This is a genomic window from Massilia sp. LXY-6 (assembly GCF_051233485.1).
In the GTDB taxonomy this organism is placed as follows: Bacteria; Pseudomonadota; Gammaproteobacteria; order Burkholderiales; family Burkholderiaceae_D; genus Telluria.
In genome coordinates, this window is sequence record NZ_JBKFGF010000046.1 from 82,399 (window position 1) to 99,797 (window position 17,399).

14 protein-coding genes are annotated in these 17,399 nt (G+C 65.3%); 6 read left to right on the forward strand and 8 right to left on the reverse strand.

The annotated features are described in order from the left end of the window. Positions 1–64: 64 nt before the first annotated feature. Both ACI48D_RS19735 and ACI48D_RS19740 read left to right on the forward strand, forming a co-directional pair. On the forward strand, positions 65–1,474 hold the full coding sequence (locus ACI48D_RS19735) for an MATE family efflux transporter (protein WP_435572949.1): 1,410 nt from the start codon (positions 65–67) through the stop codon (positions 1,472–1,474). A gap of 342 nt (positions 1,475–1,816) precedes the next feature. Continuing rightward, a complete protein-coding gene (locus tag ACI48D_RS19740) occupies positions 1,817–4,036 on the forward strand; it encodes a S9 family peptidase (protein ID WP_435572950.1) in 2,220 nt (739 codons plus the stop codon). Positions 4,037–4,184: 148 nt separating this feature from the next. Here the strand turns inward: ACI48D_RS19740 and ACI48D_RS19745 are convergent, their stop codons facing one another. Beyond that, positions 4,185–4,364, reverse strand: coding sequence for a CsbD family protein (locus ACI48D_RS19745; protein ID WP_435572951.1), 180 nt, complete (start codon positions 4,362–4,364; stop codon positions 4,185–4,187). Between the two features lie 120 nt (positions 4,365–4,484). Here ACI48D_RS19745 and ACI48D_RS19750 point away from each other — a divergent pair, with 120 nt between their 5' ends. Continuing rightward, a complete protein-coding gene (locus ACI48D_RS19750; RefSeq protein WP_435572952.1) occupies positions 4,485–5,582 on the forward strand; it encodes an AI-2E family transporter in 1,098 nt (365 codons plus the stop codon). Between the two features lie 158 nt (positions 5,583–5,740). Continuing rightward, positions 5,741–6,955: a c-type cytochrome gene (locus ACI48D_RS19755; protein WP_435572953.1), complete on the forward strand. Its 1,215-nt coding sequence runs from the start codon at positions 5,741–5,743 to the stop codon at positions 6,953–6,955. A 69-nt stretch (positions 6,956–7,024) separates the two neighbouring features. Here ACI48D_RS19755 and ACI48D_RS19760 read toward each other — a convergent pair whose 3' ends face one another. The 4 genes from ACI48D_RS19760 to ACI48D_RS19775 all read right to left on the reverse strand — a co-directional run bounded on the left by ACI48D_RS19760 (position 7,025) and on the right by ACI48D_RS19775 (position 12,901). After that, entirely contained in the window at positions 7,025–7,207 is a 183-nt protein-coding gene (locus ACI48D_RS19760) for a CsbD family protein (RefSeq protein ID WP_435572954.1), read from the reverse strand. A gap of 179 nt (positions 7,208–7,386) precedes the next feature. Beyond that, positions 7,387–8,010: a class I SAM-dependent methyltransferase gene (locus tag ACI48D_RS19765; RefSeq protein WP_435573001.1), complete on the reverse strand. Its 624-nt coding sequence runs from the start codon at positions 8,008–8,010 to the stop codon at positions 7,387–7,389. Positions 8,011–8,156: 146 nt separating this feature from the next. Then, a complete protein-coding gene (locus ACI48D_RS19770) occupies positions 8,157–10,238 on the reverse strand; it encodes a M13 family metallopeptidase (protein ID WP_435572955.1) in 2,082 nt (693 codons plus the stop codon). Positions 10,239–10,285: 47 nt separating this feature from the next. Continuing rightward, the gene (locus tag ACI48D_RS19775) at positions 10,286–12,901 is read right to left on the reverse strand and encodes a M1 family metallopeptidase (protein WP_435572956.1); all 2,616 of its coding nucleotides are present in this window, start codon (positions 12,899–12,901) and stop codon (positions 10,286–10,288) included. A 330-nt stretch (positions 12,902–13,231) separates the two neighbouring features. Between ACI48D_RS19775 and ACI48D_RS19780 the strand changes: the two genes are divergently transcribed. Then, positions 13,232–13,513, forward strand: coding sequence for a flagellar protein FliT (locus ACI48D_RS19780; protein ID WP_435572957.1), 282 nt, complete (start codon positions 13,232–13,234; stop codon positions 13,511–13,513). 51 nt (positions 13,514–13,564) lie between these two features. On the opposite strand, the gene ACI48D_RS19785 is transcribed toward ACI48D_RS19780, so the two are convergent. The 3 genes from ACI48D_RS19785 to ACI48D_RS19795 form a co-directional block, all read right to left on the reverse strand. After that, positions 13,565–13,882 (reverse strand): DMT family transporter, encoded by a 318-nt coding sequence (locus tag ACI48D_RS19785; RefSeq protein WP_435572958.1) that lies wholly within the window; start codon positions 13,880–13,882, stop codon positions 13,565–13,567. Positions 13,883–13,979: 97 nt separating this feature from the next. Next, positions 13,980–14,360 (reverse strand): winged helix-turn-helix transcriptional regulator, encoded by a 381-nt coding sequence (locus tag ACI48D_RS19790; protein ID WP_435572959.1) that lies wholly within the window; start codon positions 14,358–14,360, stop codon positions 13,980–13,982. Positions 14,361–14,736: 376 nt separating this feature from the next. After that, entirely contained in the window at positions 14,737–15,888 is a 1,152-nt protein-coding gene (locus tag ACI48D_RS19795; protein WP_435572960.1) for a type IV pilus assembly protein FimV, read from the reverse strand. Between the two features lie 95 nt (positions 15,889–15,983). On the opposite strand from ACI48D_RS19795, the gene fumC reads away from it, so the two are divergent. Further along, positions 15,984–17,378 (forward strand): class II fumarate hydratase, encoded by a 1,395-nt coding sequence (gene fumC, locus ACI48D_RS19800; RefSeq protein WP_435572961.1) that lies wholly within the window; start codon positions 15,984–15,986, stop codon positions 17,376–17,378. The last annotated feature ends 21 nt before the right edge of the window (positions 17,379–17,399 follow it).

The following is a 17,399-nucleotide window of genomic DNA, read 5'->3' on the forward strand; positions in this document are numbered from 1 at the left end:
GGGTGCCTACGCCGGCCGCGCCCACCCTACGGTAGAATCATCGGTTTCGTTCGCAAACCGAGTCATGACGTCTACTGTTACCACCACGCACGCTTCTACCCCGATCCGCACCGAAATCGCGACCTTGTGGCGCCTGTCGTGGCCGATGCTGGTGGGCCAGCTCGCGACCGTCGGCATGGGCGTGGCGGACGTGGCGATGACGGGCCACGTCAGCGCGGCCGAACTGGCGGCGGTGTCGCTCGGGACCTCGGTGTGGTCGATCATCCTGGTGACGGTGATGGGCATCATGATGGCCGTAAACTCGGTGGTCTCCCACGAAATGGGCGCCGGGCGCTTCGACAAGATCTCGCATTCGGTGCGCGAATCGCTGTGGATGGGCCTGCTCGTCGGCGTGGCCGGCTGCCTGGCGGCGAATGCCTGCGCGCTGCTGTTCGACCACATCGGCCTGGAACAGGCGGTGGCCGACCGCGCCAAGACCTTCCTGCACATCATCAGCCTGGGCATGCCGGCCTTCGGCTGCTACCGCGCGCTGTACGGCTACACGACCAGCATCAACCAGACCAAGCCGATCATGATCATCGCGATCTGCGGCCTGCTCTACAACGTGATGCTCAACTGGGTGCTGGTGTTCGGGAAGTTCGGCTTTCCGCAACTCGGCGCGCTGGGCTGTGCGATCTCCACGGCCAGCGGCGTGTGGCTGATGCTGGCCGCCATGGTCGGCTGGATCAGGGTGTCCGGGGCCTACCGCGCAACTTATCCGTTCACCCATTGGGAAGGCCCGAACTGGAGTGAGATCGGCAGCATGCTGCGCCTCGGCCTGCCGATCGGCGTGACCCACTTCGCCGAGGTCAGCGCCTTCGGCATCGTCAGCCTGCTGGTGGCGCGCTTCGGCGTGGTGCAGGTGTCGGCGCACCAGATCGCACTGAACTTCATCTCGCTGGTGTTCATGGTGCCGCTGAGCTTCGGCATCGGCACCCTCACCCGCGTCGGCCAGGCGATGGGCGAAGGCAACCCGGTGCGCGCGCGCTTCGTGGCCTGGACCGGCACCGGCCTGTGCGTGTTCTTCGGCCTGCTGTCGGCGGTATTCATCGCCCTGTTCCGCTGGCAGGTCGCGGCCATGTACACCTCCGACAAGGCGGTGCAGGCGACCTGCGCGATGCTGCTGCTGTTCGCCGCCATCTTCCAGCTGTCGGACTCGACCCAGGTCGCGGCCGCCTCGAGCATCCGCGGCTACAAGGTGACGCGCTCGCCGATGCTGATCCAGATGATCGCCTTCTGGGGCGTGGCCCTGCCGGTCGGCTGGATCCTGGGCCTGGCCCCCGACTGGTTCCCGTGGGGCCCAAGCGCGCCGATGCAGGCCACCGGTTTCTGGATCGGCCTGGTGCTGGGACTGACGGTGGCGGCCGTCCTGCTGGCCTGGTCGCTCAACAATCTGTCGAAGCTGCGGGTACGCGAGGCCCAGGCAAAAGGCTGAGCGGCACTTACTGCGATGCCGCCCTCATGATGTCATGCTCGCCGGCCCTGCCGATATAGAGCAATTCGTTGGGCATCCGCTGAGGGCTCCTGAGGTGCTCAACGGTAGTTGCCGAGCTCGTTTTATAGGTCGGCAAGGATGTCTCCCTTTTCCTCCTGGGACATGTCGTCGTTCACGTCGGCAGTTTCGCGGTCGATCTGATCGAGATAGTCCTCGACGTCCCGGCCGTGGAGGTACCGAAAAAGCCATTCCAAAAACAAGACATCATTACAGCTTTTCATCCCTGAGTCTGGTATCGTCTCGTAGTTGCACAAAATTAATTTTTTACCCACGAGACAACCCATGCGCCTTCTTCTCTGCCTCCTGGCCGCCCTGTCGGCCGTTCCCGCATCCGCGGAACGCCTGACCCTGGACCGCATCTACGCCGACCCGGCGTTATCCGGTCCCGGCGTCCGTAACGTGCGTGTGTCGCCCGATGGCGAACGCGTGACCTTCCTGCGCGGCCGCGCCGACAACCAGTTCCAGATGGATCTGTGGGAATACAACATGAAGGACAAGACCACGCACCGCCTGGTCGACTCCAAGAAACTGGTCCCGCTTGAAAACCTGTCGCTGGAAGAAAAGGCGCGCCGTGAGCGCGCGCGTACCGCCAGCCTGTCCGGCATCATCAGCTACAGCTGGTCGCCCGACGGCAAGCAGATCCTGGTGCCGATCGCCGGCGACCTGTACCTGGTCGACGTCGCCAATCCGGACAATGCGCGCAAGGTTGCCTCCGGTAACGTGGGCGATCCGAAGATCTCGCCGAAGGGCCGCTACGTGTCCTTCGTGCGCGACCAGAACCTGGTCGTGATCGACCTGTCGAGCGGCAAGGAACGCCAGCTCACCCTTGATGGCAAAGGCAGCATCCACAACGGCGAAGCCGAGTTCGTCGCCCAGGAAGAAATGGGCCAGCGCACCGGCTACTACTGGGCGCCGGACGACTCCGCGATCGCCTATAAACGCTACGACGAAGCCCCGGTGCCGGTCGTGCGCCGCTTCGAGATCTTCGCCGACCGCACCGAAGTCATCGACCAGCGCTACCCGGCCGCCGGCGATCCGAACGTGCTGGTCGACCTGATGATCGTCGACCCGGCCACCGGCGCGCAGAAGAAGGTCGATCTCGGTGCCGAGAAGGACATCTACCTGGTGCGCGCCGACTGGAGTGCCGACGGGAAGACCCTGGTCTACCAGCGCCAGTCGCGCGACCAGAAGCGCCTCGACCTGGTCGCCGTCGATGCCGCCAGCCTGGCGCAGCGCACCCTCTTCACCGAAACCTCGAAGACCTGGGTCAGCATCCACGACGACCTGAAATTCCTGAAAAACCGCCCGGCCTTCATCTGGGCCTCGGAGCGCAGCGGCCGCAACCACCTCTACCTGTTCGACCTGAACGGGAAAGAGCTGCACCCGATCTCGAAGGGTGAATGGGGCGTCGACGCGATCCTGGCCGTGGACGAAGAAACCGGCAAGGTCTACGTGTCTTCGAACAAGGATGCGGTGATCGACAAGCAGACCTACGCGCTGAACCTGGACGGCAGCAATGCCGACAAGCCGGTGCGCATCACCAAGCTGGACGGCTGGCACGACGATACCTTCGCCAAGAACGGCAAGATCTTCGTGGACACCTTTTCCGATCCGAAGACCCCGCCGCAAGTGTCGATCCGCAAGGCCGACGGTTCGATGGTCGAGTGGCTCGAGCATAACGAGCTGAACAAGGACCATCCGTACGCGAAGTACGTGTCGAGCCATCTGCCGACCGAATTCGGCAACATCAAGGCGCACGACGGCCAGACCCTGTACTACTCGATGATCAAGCCGGCCAACTTCAACCCGGCCAAGCGCTATCCGGTCTTCCTGTTCGTCTACGGCGGCCCGCACTCGCAGCAGGTCACCCGCGGCTGGGGCAACCTGTTCAAGCAGTACATGGCGCAGCAGGGCTTCGTCGTGTTCACGCTGGATAACCGCGGTTCGTCGCGCCGCGAGCGCGCCTTCACCGACGTCATCTACGGCGAACTGGGCAAGCACGAAGTCGAAGACCAGCTGACCGGCGTCGACTGGCTGGCCAAGCAGAGCTTCGTCGATCCGAAGCGCGTCGGCGTGTTCGGCTGGAGCTATGGCGGCTTCATGACCCTGCGCCTGCTGGAAGCGGGGTCAAGCAAGATCGCGATGGGCGTGTCGGTGGCGCCGGTGACCGACTGGTCGCTGTACGACACCCACTACACCGAGCAGTTCCTGGGCACGGGGCCGAAGCAGAATCCCGAAGCCTACCAGCAGAGCGGCGTGTTTGCCCACCTGGACGGCCTGAAGTCGCCGCTGCTGCTGGTGCACGGCATGGCGGACGACAACGTGCTGTTCACCAACTCGACCCGCCTGATCGACGCGCTGGTGAACCGCAACGTGCGCTTCGAGCTGATGACCTACCCGGGCGCCAAGCACGGCATCTCGTCGCGTGCCGGCCAGCGCCACGTGTACGGGATGATCGAGGCCTTCTTCAAGAAGAACCTCGGTGGGACCGATGCGAAGTAAGGCGTAGGGTGGGGTTTTGAGGCTGGGGGCCTCAAAACGAACGTGCCCACGCCGACGTAAAAACAGCCGCTTCGAGCGGCTGTTTTTTTGCGATCAACCGCGTGGGCACGAGCTGCCTACGCCGGCCGCGCCCACCCTACGGTTCAGCTTACTTGGTCGCGTTGTGGATGGTTTGCTGCGCATCGCCCACCTTCTCCTGGGTCTTGCCCTCGACCTGGTTCTTCAGGCCTTTCACCTGCTGCTCCTGGTTGCCGACCAGCTTGCCGGCTTCTTCCTGGATCTTGCCACCGATGTCTTGCAGTTTGCCTTCGACTTGATTCGAGTTCATGGTGCTCTCCTTTCATTGACTGTGACTCCATGATAAGAATGCTCGATGGACGGTTCCGTTCGCGCACGCACATAGCTCAGCCGCGCGCCGTTCCGGCCAGCACCAGGATAGCATTTTGTCATGAACGACCAAGATCCCACCCCGCCCGCCGGCGATGCCGCCACGCCGACGCCCGTGCATCGCCGCCTGATGCGCCGCTTCGCCCTCGTCGACGGGATCGCCGCCCTGTTCCTGGCCCTGCTGGCCGGCATCTACTACGCGGCCAATGCCCTGCTGCTGGTGTTTGCCTGCATCCTGTTCGCCATCTTCCTGTACGAGCTGAGCGCCATCCTGTGCCGCCGCTTTCACATCAACCGCAAGCTCGGCCTGGTCATCGTGGTGGTCCTGCTGCTGCTCATGATCGGCCTGGGCGGCTGGGCGATGGCGCCGCGGATCGCCGAGCAGGCCAACCAGCTGGCAAAGGAGATCCCGGCCTCGCTGCAGCGCCTGCAACAGATGGTCGAACACCATCCCCTGCTCAGGCGCATCGCCAGCGAATTGCCGCAGCCCAAGCAGCTCATGCAATACCTCGGCCGGATGGCGCCGGACGCCGGCCTGTTCTTCGGCGGCGTGCTGGGCGCGATCGCCAACATCGCCATCATCCTGTTCGTCGGCATTTATTTTGCGTTGTCGCCACGCCGCTATATCGACGGCTTCATCAAGCTGGTCCCGCCGCGCAAGCGCGAGCGCGCCGGCCAGGTGCTGGACGAAATCGGCGGCACCCTGGCGCGCTGGCTGCTCGGCACTTCCTGCTCGATGCTGATCGCCGGCACCGCGACCTCGATCGGGCTGAGCCTGCTGGGCGTGCCGCTGGCGCTTATCCTCGGCATCATCGCCGGCCTGCTCGACTTCATTCCCTACCTCGGCCCGATCATGGCGGGCGTGCCGGCGGTGCTGATCGCCCTGTCGGTGGACCCGCAACTGGCCCTCTACACGACCCTGCTGTTCCTTGGTATCCAGATGATGCACGGCTATGTCATGCAGCCGATGATCGATTCCTGGGCGGTATCCCTGCCGCCGGCCCTGATCATCGTGATGCAGCTGGTGTTCGGCACCATCTTCGGCTTCGCCGGCATCGCGCTGGCGACGCCGTTGACGGCAAGCCTGATGTTGCTGGTGAAGATGCTGTACGTGCAGGACATCCTCGGCGACCGCGACGAGGACAAGCGCGATTCCTGATCCCCTGCGGGAACGGCGTGCCCACGCCCTTCATCTAATGCCGCACGCAGAAGCACCGCCGCGCGCAAGCCGCTGCTTGCGATAGCCGAAAGCGGCGCTGCTTCCCTGGCGTAGCGTGTACATGAAACGGCATCGTCCGTTCTACAAAGGAGACCACCATGCTGACGCGCCATGTTCGCAGGCCAGCCGTTCTCATACCGCTGGCCGTTCTTGCCGCCTGCGGAGGCAGCAACCACCACCCGCCACCGCCGGAGTCGGATGCGGCGCTCATCGCCAAGGGCAAGGAAGTATTCCGGTTCAACACCTACGGCGACGAGGCCAAATGGACCGATACCTTGCGCATGCATGAAGTCATCGCCGCGGTGGTCGACCCGACCACCGCGCTGGCGGTCGGCCTGAAGGTCGACGCCGACGCTTTGCCGGCGGACGTACAGCAGGGAATCAAGAACGGCAGCGTGGACCTGAAGAGCCCGCAGACCACCATCACCCTGCTCAAGCTGAACGCCGTCGTCGGCCTGGCCGGGCAGGTGGAAACGGTCGGCGGCAAGGATGTGCTCAAGCGCGTCGGCATCACCTGCGCGCTGTGCCATTCGACCGTCGATAATTCCTTTGCGAAAGGAATCGGCAAGCGCCTGGACGGCTGGCCGAACCGCGACCTGAACCCGGGCGCGATCATCGCGCTCTCGCCCGTCCTGAGCGCCGCGCAAAAGGCCGTGTACAACTCCTGGGGGCCAGGAAAGTATGATCCGCGCTTCAACATCGACGGCAAGAACGGCCCGGTGGTGATTCCGCCGGCCTATGGTTTGAAGGACATCCACAGCATCACCTATACCGGCGACGGCGACGACGTCAGCTACTGGAACCGCTACGTGGCCGTGACCCAGATGGGCGGGCTGGGACACTTCGCCGATGCGCGCATCGGCGTAGACATCACCAACGGCAACGTCAACCTGGTGGAGCCATTGCTGCCGGCGCTGCGCGCCTACCAGCTCTCGCTCGATGCCCCGCCGCCGCCGGCGGGCAGCTTCGATGCGGTGGCGGCCGTGCGCGGCCAGCTGCTTTTCAATGGCAAGGGTCAATGCATCAGCTGCCACAGCGGACCGAAGTTCACCGATGCCAACGAACGCCTGCACGAGGTCTCGGAAGTGGTGAGCGAACCGGAACCGAATGGCGCACCCAGCTATGCCTCGCGCAGCGCGACCAAGAAATACCGCACCTCGCCCCTGCGCGGCGTGTGGCAGCACCCGCCCTACTTCCATAACGGAAAGGCGGCGACGCTGGAAGATGTGGTGAGGACGTATAACGAGCGCAAGGCGCTGGGCTTGAGCCCGGACGAGGTGGCGGACCTGGCGCAGTACCTCAGGTCCTTGTAAATCGGAAGCAAATAAGAAGACAGCCGCCCGAGGGCGGCTGTCTGGAGGGTAGCGCCTAGGCAACGCAGATCAGCGATTACCCTTGGGGCTGATAACGTCTTTCACATCCCCAACTTTTTCCTGCACCTTGCCTTCGACCTGTTTCGATTGGCCTTTGGCTTGCTGCTCGCTGCTGCCAACGGCATTGCCGACACCTTCCTGAATCTTGCCGCCAATGTCTTTGGCCTTGCCTTTGATCTGGTCCTCGTTCATATGGACACCTCCTTTCAGTAAGTTAACGAACCCTCGATCCGCTGCGCATCCCAGCCGGTGGACCGCCGGAGCTGGTGGTGGTGTCGAGGTCCCGTCGCAACCGCCCGGCTGTCGAGCGGCACGATTCCATCTTGGGCCGATTGCGAGCCATACTCTGTTCGCCGGTTAACGTAGTGGAATCAATTTTTACGCCACACACTGGCCAGCCAGGGCTGTTGATCGCGCGGGAGACCGGCCGGCCGGTAGTAATGCTGGATCGGCGCGAAGCCGGCCTCGACCAGGAAGGCTTCCCAGGACGGATAGTCGTGGAAACTTCCCCAGCGCGGGCCATTCCAGCCCTCTTCGTTGTTGCCGCGCGGGTTGGAACTGAACAGCACGCCACCCGGCTTGAGGGCCTCGCGCAGCTCGCCCAGCACCTTGGGCAGCAGGCTGCGCGGCACGTGGAACAGCGAGGCGTTGGCATAGATGCCGTCGAACAGGCCGTCCGGCAAGTCGAGGTCGAGGAAGTTCTGCAGCCACACTTCGCAGCCGCTATAGCTCGCTGCCATTTCCACGAACCGGGGACTGCCGTCCAGGCCGATGGCGCGGTGGCCCAGTTCGCGGAAAGTCTTGAGGTCGCGTCCCGGGCCGCAGCCGAGATCGAGGATGGTGAAAGGCGCTTCGGCCTCGATCGCGTCCAGCAGGGCGGCGATGTTCTGGCTGACGTCGTGGTCGATCGTGCCGGCGAAGAAGCGCGGTGCCACCTCATCGTAGTGATGCAAGGTGCGTTCGGAAATTTCCCGGAAGTCGGAATCGTGGTCCATGTAAGGATGCGGGCGCAGCATGCGCCGCCTGATGTCGAGATAATGCTGCTGCATGAGCACCTGCGGTAAGGAATGCCAGGCCATTCATTCTAGGCTGGCCTCCGTAGCGCAGGTGTCCGTTACCTTCTACAAACTTTTACCAGGCTTTACCATACCCGGACGCGGTCTTCCGGCGCCAAATACAGCTTCTGGCCTGGCTGCACGTCGAAGGCCTTGTACCAGGCGTCCAGGTTGCGCACGGTGGCGGCGCGGTACTGCGGCGGCGCGTGGCCGTCGGTCAGGATGCCGCGGCGCTCGGCCGCTTCGCGCGCCTTGTTGCGCCAGCTGTGCGCGAAGCCGGTGAAGAACTGGCGGTCGCCCTCTTCGCTGGCGCCTTTGCCATCACCTTTGGCCGAAGCCACGCGGTAGGCATCGTAGGCAGCGGCCAGGCCGGCCAGGTCGGCCAGGTTTTCCGACAAGGTCAGCTGGCCGTTGACGGCGAGGTCCGGGAACGGCTTGTAGCTGTTGTACTGCTCCACCAGCTTGGCGGAAGCGGCCTTGAAGTGCTCCATGTCCTGCTTGGTCCACCAGTCGCGCAGGCGGCCCTGGGCGTCGAACTGGGCGCCCTGGTCGTCGAAGCTGTGGCTGATCTCGTGGCCGATGATGGCGCCGATCGCGCCGTAGTTGGTGGCGTCCGAAGCCTTCGGGTCGAAGAACGGCGGCTGCAGGATCGCGGCCGGGAAGTTCAGCGCGTTCTGCAGCGGCAGGTTGACGGCGTTGACCAGTTGCGGCGGCATCGACCATTCGGTGCGGTCCGGCTTGCGGTGCAGCTTGGCGATCTCCTGGGCGGTATGGAACTCGTCGGCGCGCAAGGCGTTGCCGAAGGCATCGTCGGGCACGACCTTCAGGCCCCCGTACGACTTCCACTTGTCCGGATAGCCCACGCCCACGTACAGGGTGCGCAGTTTTTCCTTGGCCTGGGCACGGGTGGCCGGCGCCATCCAGTCGAGCTTGTCGACGCGCTTGCCGAAGGCGTCGACGATATTGCTCACCATCTGCTGCAGGCGCAGCTTGTTCTGGGCCGGGAAGTACTTGGCCACGTAGATCTTGCCGACCGCCTCGTCCATCGCCTCGTTGGTTGCCCCCAGCGCGCGCTTCCAGCGCAGCGACTGCTGCGGGGTGCCGCTCAGGGATTTTCCGTAGAAATCGAAGCGCTGGTCCGCGAAGGCCTTCGGCAGCACGTTGGCCAGCTGGTTGATGCGGTGGAAGGCCAGGTAATCCTTCCAGGTGGCCAGGTCGACCTTCTGCACCAGCGCCGCCTCGCCGACTACCGCCGACGGATGCCAGACGATGAATTTCTGCTGGTCGCCCAGGCGCGCGGCTTTGAAGAAGGCCTTCCAGTCCATGCCCGGGGCCTTGGCGGTGAAATCTTTCACGGTCCAGGTGTTGTCGGCCTTCTGCACGTCGGCCGAGTCGGCGCGGCTGCCGTGGGTGTTCGCGATGTCGACTTCCAGCGCGAACACCTTGGCGGCGCGCGCTTCGGCATTGTCGTAGCCGGCGAGTTTCAGCATCGTCGCGATGTGCTGCTGGTACTTGGTGCGCAGCCCGGCCATGCGCTCGCTGTTGTCCAGGTAGTAGGCGCGGTCCGGCATGCCCAGGCCGCCCTGCAGGATGTAGGGCATGTGGCGGGTGGGGTCGTGCAGGCCTTGCGCGACCCACAGGCCGAACACGTTCTCGGTGAAGAAGTCGGTGTTGTTCAGCGGGTCGACGTCGGCGCGGATCGACTCGCCCAGCGTGCGCACGAGGCCGGCCTTGTCCTTGATGGCGTCGATCTTCGCCAGCAACGGCTTGATCGGGGTGACGCCCTTGCCCTCGATGGCGGACTCGTTCATGTAGGTCCGGTAGTAGTCGGACACCTTGCGCGCTTCGAGGTTCAGGTTCTTGTCGGCGGCCAGGTCCTCGATCATCTTGACGATGCGCTGGTTGGTCTCTTCCGCCAGTGCGCCCATCGCGCCCCAGGAGCTGCGGTCGGCCGGGATCTCGGTCTTGGTGAGCCAGTCGCCGTTGGCCCAGGCGAAGAAGTCGTCGCCGGGACGGATGGCGGCGCTGGCCTCGGTTTGATTGGCCTGTGCCTCGGCCTTCGGCGCGCCGGCGCCGGCCTGCTGCGCCTGGGTCGGCATCGACATGACGGTGGCGCCACACAGGGCGAGCACGATCGCGGTCTTGACTGGTGTCCATCTGGTCTTCATGGAGTTCCCTTCCTGGTGAGTGATGTTGTTATTGTAGTACCGCCTGCTCATTTCAGCGCCTCGCGTACTTGCGGCAGCAGGCGTGCCTTCTGCGCCGCGCGCACGCGGATGCCGCTGGCGACGCGCTGCGCTTCGACCTGCGCATCGGCTTCGAAGTTCTGGCGCACGAAGTCTTCCATGCGCTGGGCGTCCCGGGCGTTCGAGGAGGCGCCGACGATACCCGGGAAGGCACGGTTGCGGCTGACCGCATCCTGGGTCTTCATCAGCTGCTCGCGGTTGGCGACGGCGAAGTTCCAGGCCTGGTCCAGGTGCTCGCGCCCCACGCCCTGCACGATGCGGGCGACCATGGTCGGCGGGGTGGACGGCGCCAGCGCCATCCGCAGCGCCCTGTCGGCCAGCGCCGGATCCTGCGCCTGGATCATCGCGCCGAGCAGGCGCGCGCGCTCCTCGTTGTTCTGGGTCCGCTGCATGCGCTCTTCGATCGCGGCGAAGGCCGGGGCGTCGGCGTAGCGGCCGGCGGCGGACAGCACGAAACCGATCATCGCCGGACTGACCGCTGCCGGCTCCTTCAGCCAGCGCTGGAAGCGGCTGCGCGCCTGGGCGATCGCCTCCTCGTCGCCGGCCCGTGCCAGCGCGCCGGCCAGCAGCGCGCGCAGCTGGGCGTCCTCGGCGCTCTCGCCCGGCTTCTCGTCCCAGCCCAGCCTGGCCATCTTCGGCCTGACGAAGCCGACGATGAAGCGGAGTACCGCCGGGCCTTCCGGTTCGCCGCGCGCCAGTGCATCGAGGAAGTTCAGGTCGGACAGGATCGCCTCCCAGACCGCCAGGCGCGGATCGTCGCGCAGCTCCCCGGCCAGCGTCAGCCAGGGGTCGAGCGGCATGCTGCCGGCCGTGACGTGGGTCCAGGTATCGTTCAGCAGCTTCAGGCGGGTGGCGTCCGGCAGGCGCGCGGTCTGGCCGGCCAGGGCGTCGAAGCTGGCGCGGTCGTACTGGATGCGGAAGTAGCCGACGCTGTGCGGATCGACCACCAGCGTGCCCTCGCAGCCGGGCAGCGTCACCCTGGTGCTGGCGCCGGTCAGCAGCGTGGTCAGCGCCTTGCCGTTCACGGTGCCGACCTGCAGCGGCACGTTCCACAAGCGGTTTTCCGTGGCCGGTTCGTCGAGGCGGAACTGCTGCTGGCTGAGGGTCACCTTGCGCTTGCCCTCCTCGCAGGCTTGCGCGACCTTGATGAGCGGGAAGCCCGGCTGGGTGGTCCAGTCCGCGGCCAGCTTGCCGACCGGCTTGCCGGACGCCTGCTCGAGCGCCGTCCACAAGTCGGCCGAGGTGGTATTCGAGTACTGGTGCTTCGCCATGTAGGCGCGGATGCCTTTGCGGAAGGCGTCTTCGCCCAGGTAGGCCTCGAGCATGCGCAGGAAGGCCTGGCCCTTCTCGTAGGTGATGTCGTCGAAGGCGTCGGCGGCCTGGGCTTCGGTCTCGACCGGGGTCTGGATCGGGTGCGTGGTCTTGCGCGCGTCGAGGTTCATCACGCGCTCGCGGTCGCCGATGTTCGCCAGGTACGGGCGCCACTCCGGGTGGAAGTGGTCGGTGGCCTTGGACGCCATCCAGGACGCGAAGCCCTCGTTCAGCCACAGGTTGTCCCACCAGGCCATGGTCACCAGGTTGCCGAACCACTGGTGCGCCATCTCGTGGGCATTCACCGAAAACGTCATCTGGCGCACGTGCTCCGGGCTGCTCTTCGGGTCGTACAGCAGGGTGTTTTCGTTGTAGACGATGGCGCCCCAGTTCTCCATCGCGCCATTGAAACCGTTCGGGATCGCGATCTGGTCGAGCTTGGCCAGCGGGTAAGGCAGGCCGAAGTAATTGTTATAGAAGTGCAGCAGGTCGCGGCTGGCGCCCAGCGCGAACGCGCCCCTGTCCTTCTTGCCCTCGGTGGTGACGACGCCGATCTCGACCCCGTCCTGCTTCGCACTGATGCGCTCGAACTCGCCGGCAGCCAGCACCACCAGGTAGCTCGGCATCTTCGGGGTCGGCTTGAAGCTGATGCGCTGCTTGCCGCCGGCGATCGCTGCCTGCTGGTCGACCGGCGTGTTCGAATACGCCTTCAGGCCGGCCGGCAGGTCGACCGACAGGCGGAACTTCGCGCGGAAGGCCGGCTCGTCCCAGGTCGGCAGCATGCGCCGCGCATCGGTCGGCTCCATCGTGGTGGCGATCAGCTTCTTGTCGGCTTTACCGGCCTGGTAATTCACGTAGAACAGGCCGCGCCCTTCGCGGTTGATCTTGCCGCGGAACGTGAGGTCGAGCCGGTAGCGGCCCGGTACCAGTTCGCGCGGCAGGGTGAAGCTCAGGGTTTCCTGCTTGTCGTCCAGCACCGGCGCCAGCGCGAGCGCCTCGATTCCCTTACCCGTCAGGCTGGCGCTGTCGATCTCCAGCGCGGCGGCGTTCAGCATGATGGTCGAGGTCGGCTTGAGCACCTCGATCTCGATCGTCTCGTTGCCGCGGAAGGTATTCGCGTCGATGTCCGGCGCCAGGTGGGCCTGGTACTCGAGCGGGATGACGTTCTTGGGCAGCTTGCCCGGCGTCTTATCAAAAGAATATGGTGCCTCTGCATGGGCGCCGATGGCGGCGATGGCCAGCGCGGTAGCGCCGAGCGCCTGGAATCGTCTCATGGACTGTTCTCCCTTTTTTTCTCTCTGTCTTGTTATCGTCGGCGCTGCTGTGGCGCACCGATCCAGCTTGCACTATAAGCAAGGGACAGAGCAAGGATGACAGGATTGCGACGAACTGCAAAAAGCCGCGCTGGAATGCACGATCCGGGGAATAGTAGGCGTTTCGGCTATCTGCTCCCGGCGCTGGCTTCCCCGTGAAGCGGGCAGAATCTTGTTGTCGAAAAAAAATTTGAAAAAAATCTTTTGAAAACCCTAAAGTTCCCAAAAGCGTGGCCGATAACGACCAAGATACCCGGCAATCCGGCCGGAATTCATGCCTCCTGGTGCACCATGACGTCCAACGAAGTCCTCGCCATGTACGAAAACATCGCCGCCCTCAGCGGCCGGATGGCGGTCGCCGCCCGCGATGGCGACTTCGACGGCCTGGCCCGCATGGAAATCCAGTGTGCCCTGCAGGCGAGCGCCACCAAGTCGGGCGTGCCGGCGCTGGAAGGCACGCAACGCCTGCGCAAGATCGACCTGCTCAAGCAGATCATGGCCAACGACCGCGCCGTGCGCGACGTGACCGAGCCGTGGCATGGACAACTCGAGCGGGCGATGAGCGCGCACTGAACTCAAGCGCTTTGCCATGCAAACCCCTGCGATTCGCGTCCCAGGGGTTTTTTAATGGGTGGAGAGCTTCATCAGCACCAGTCCGCTGACGATCAGCGCGGCCGCGCACAGGCGGACCAGGCTGAACTGCTCGCCCAGCAGCACGATGCCGACGACGAAGGCGCCGACCGCGCCGACGCCGGTCCAGATCGTGTAGGCCGTGCCCAAGGGCAAAGAGCGCATCGCCAGGGACAGCAGGCCGAAGCTTGCCGTCATCATGACGAGGGTAATGAGGGAATACGTGAGATGGGTGAAACCGTTCGAGAGCTTCATCGAATAAGCCCATACGACTTCGAAAAGACCGGCAACGACCAGCAAGACCCAGGGCATGACAGCTCCTCCAGAAGAGCCGGGCCGTCCCGCATGTGTTCCCGACATGGGCGAGGTCGTCCTCGTCCGCCTATTCTACCGGGAAGCTGCCGCTGAGTCAGCCGGTGAGCGGCCTGCCTTGCGCGGCCACGATCGCCGCCAGGTTGTCCTCGATCCATTCCGCCAGGTCGGCCAGCTTGCGGCTGATCTCCTCCCCCATCGGGGTCAGCCGGTACTCGACCCGCGGCGGCGCCATCGAATGGGCGATGCGCTGCACGAAACCGTCCTGCTCCAGCCAGACCAGGGTCTGGGCCAGCATCTTCTCGCTGATACCGCCGACCCTGCGGCGCAGCTCGCCGAAGCGCTGGGTGCCGTCACCCAAAGCCACCAGCAGCAGCACGCCCCAGCGGCCGGTCACATGCTTGAGCACCTCGCGCGAAGGGCAACTATCGGAAAACACATCGCCACGCGGCGCGTGGTCCGGGGACATGTCGTTCATTTTCTCTCCTTGCCAATCATGACATCCTAAGCCATGCAGGCGAACCCGGCCGTTCGCCTCATTTCAAGCGTGCGCAGGCATGCTCGGGCAAGAAAAAACCCGCGACGGAGGATCCGTGCGGGTTTCGGGAATTGGGGAGAGCGATCGCCAAGCATCCCCTGGCGTCGCCTCTTGCCGGTTGCCTCCGGCGTCCGCCTGCCACTGTAGGCAGGCAAACCGCTTCCGGGTACAGGCGTTTCTTCAACGATCATCCGGTTGTCGCGCCACGCTATCGGTGGTGGCTGCGCCGGATCCTGAGCCGTTTCGTGGTCATAAAGATCACATGAGACTGAGTATAACGTAAATTTTAATCTTGTGTAGACGAGTTTGTGCGCGGCTATTCAAGGGTCGGCTCGGCCGCTTCCGCGCCTGCTTTCGTGCGCGGGGGAAAACTCCCGCGCAGCCGGTCGACCAGGCGCGGCCGGGCCGGAATGTCGACCTTGCGCACCGGCCTGGCGCGGCGCCGCAGCAGCAGGAAGGCGCCGCCCAGCGCCAGCAGCAAGGCGGCCGCGCCGCCACCGATCCAGCCCCACGGCAGGCCCTCGTCCGCTTCGGGCGCCCTGGGCTTGCGCGGCACCAGCGGCTTGATCGCATGGATGGGCTTTGGGCCGGCCGGCGCGTGGACCGCCCCGGGTGCGGGTGCGGGTGCTGGTGCGGGTGCGGGTGCGGGCGTCCCCAGCGTGGCCTGCAGCGATTTCACTTTCCCCTCCAGCACGCCGATCTGTTTGTTAAGCTCGGCATTCTTGGCGTCGAGGGCGGCGCAGACCTTGGCCTGCCCTGCCTGGAGTGCGCAGGCCGCCGGGGCGGCTGGCTGTGCGTGGATGGGCAGCGCCAGAGGCGCCGCTGCGGGAAGCAGCGCCTTCGGCTTCGCGCGGACGGGCTCGGGCTTGCGCACGGCGGCGGACCGGGACGCCGGCACGGCCACAGCCTGATGCGCCGGCATGGGCGCCGCGGCCACGGCCTGATGCGCCGGCATGGGCGCCGCGGCCGGCGGAACGGGCGCCGGCTGCGGCGCCGGTTCCGCGTGCGCTACTGCCGCCGGGACCGGCGCCAGGACGGGCTCGGGCGCCCGCACCGGGGCCGGATTCGGGTCCGGCGTCAGCCACAGCGTGGCCAGGCGCACCGACCGCTGGCCCTTGTCCTGCAGCTCCAGGTAGAGGTGCAGGTGCTCGGCATCGACCGGCCGCAGCGAGGTCACGTGCAGGAACTGGCGGCCGTCGCGCCGCATCACCGCCAGGTTCACGCTCGCCAGCACCGGCGGCATGGCGATGCCGGCACCGTTGTAGACCTCGGGGCTGGCCAGGCGCACGCTCACCCTGGCTGCCGGGTCGTCGATCATCCCCAGCTCGATGTCGGCCACCAGCGGCTGTCCGATGTGGGACGACACCCGCGCCTCGCCCAGCTCGGCGGAATGAGCGCAAGCAAGGGCACCGGCGAAAGTGGCGGCGACAGCGAGCGTGGACAGGAAACGGCGGGAGCAGCGGAGCATATGGGTGACGAATTCGAAGCCTTAACGTCATTAACGGCCGTTGCGGTACACTCTTTAGCGATACTTCCCTACTAACAAAAAGTCAGGACGAATCTATGGAAAACAGGATCGAGAAGGACAGCTTCGGCCCGATCGAGGTGCCGGGCAGCCAACTGTGGGGGGCGCAGACCCAGCGCTCCTTGCACCACTTCCACATTTCGACCGAGAAAATGGCGCCCGAGCTGGTCGCCGCGCTGGCCCAGGTGAAGCGCGCCGCCGCCGCCGTCAATCGTTCGCTCGGCAAACTGCCTCAGGACAAGGCCGACGCCATCATGCGCGCCGCCGACGAAGTGCTGGAGGGACGCCACCCGGGCGAGTTTCCGCTGTCGGTCTGGCAGACCGGTTCCGGCACCCAGAGCAATATGAACATGAACGAGGTGCTGGCCAACCGCGGTTCCGAACTGTTGGGCGGTGAACGCGGCGAAGCGCGCCTGCTGCACCCGAACGACCACGTCAACATGGGCCAGTCCTCGAACGACATGTTCCCGACCGCGATGCACGTGGCGGCCGCCACCGCCGTCGCCAAGGACTTGCTGCCCGCGCTGGCCAGGCTGCGCGGCACGCTGGAGCTGAAGTCGCGCGACTTCGCCGGCATCGTCAAGATCGGCCGCACCCACCTGCAGGACGCGACCCCGCTCACGCTCGGCCAGGAATTTTCCGGCTATGTTGCCCAGCTCGAGTTCTCCGAGCAGGCGATCAAGGGGAGTCTCCCCGGCCTGCTGCTGCTGGCGGCCGGCGGCACCGCGGTCGGCACCGGCCTGAACGCGCATCCGGAATTCGCGAACCGCATCGCGGCCGAGCTTTCCTCGCGCACCGGCTTGCAGTTCAAGAGCGCGCCGAACAAGTTCATGGCCCTGGCCGGCCACGACGCGATGGTCGCGGCGCACGGCGCCTTCAAGACCCTGGCGACGGCCCTCATGAAGATCGCCAACGACGTGCGCTGGATGGCCTCCGGCCCGCGCTCGGGCCTGGGCGAGATCACCATCCCCGAAAACGAGCCGGGCAGCTCGATCATGCCGGGCAAGGTCAATCCGACCCAGTGCGAGGCGATGACGATGCTGTGCTGCCAGGTATTCGGCAACGACGTCGCCATCACCGTCGGCGGCTCGCAAGGCAATTTCGAACTGAACGTGTTCAAGCCGATGATCGCCCATAACTTCCTGCAGAGCGTACGCCTGCTGGCCGACGGCATGCGTTCCTTCGACGAGCACTGCGCCCAGGGCATCGAGCCGAACCGCAAGCGCATCGGCGAACTGATGGAGCAGTCGCTGATGCTGGTGACCGCCCTGGCACCGCATATCGGGTATGATCGCGCCGCGCAGATCGCCAAGACCGCCCAGCACGACGGCCTGACCCTGCGCCAGGCGGCGCTGCAGTCCGGCTTCGTCAGCGAGGAACAGTTCGACCAGTGGATCGTGCCGATCGAGATGACCCGGCCGCATCCGGGCTAAGATCAGGCTTTATCCGTCGTC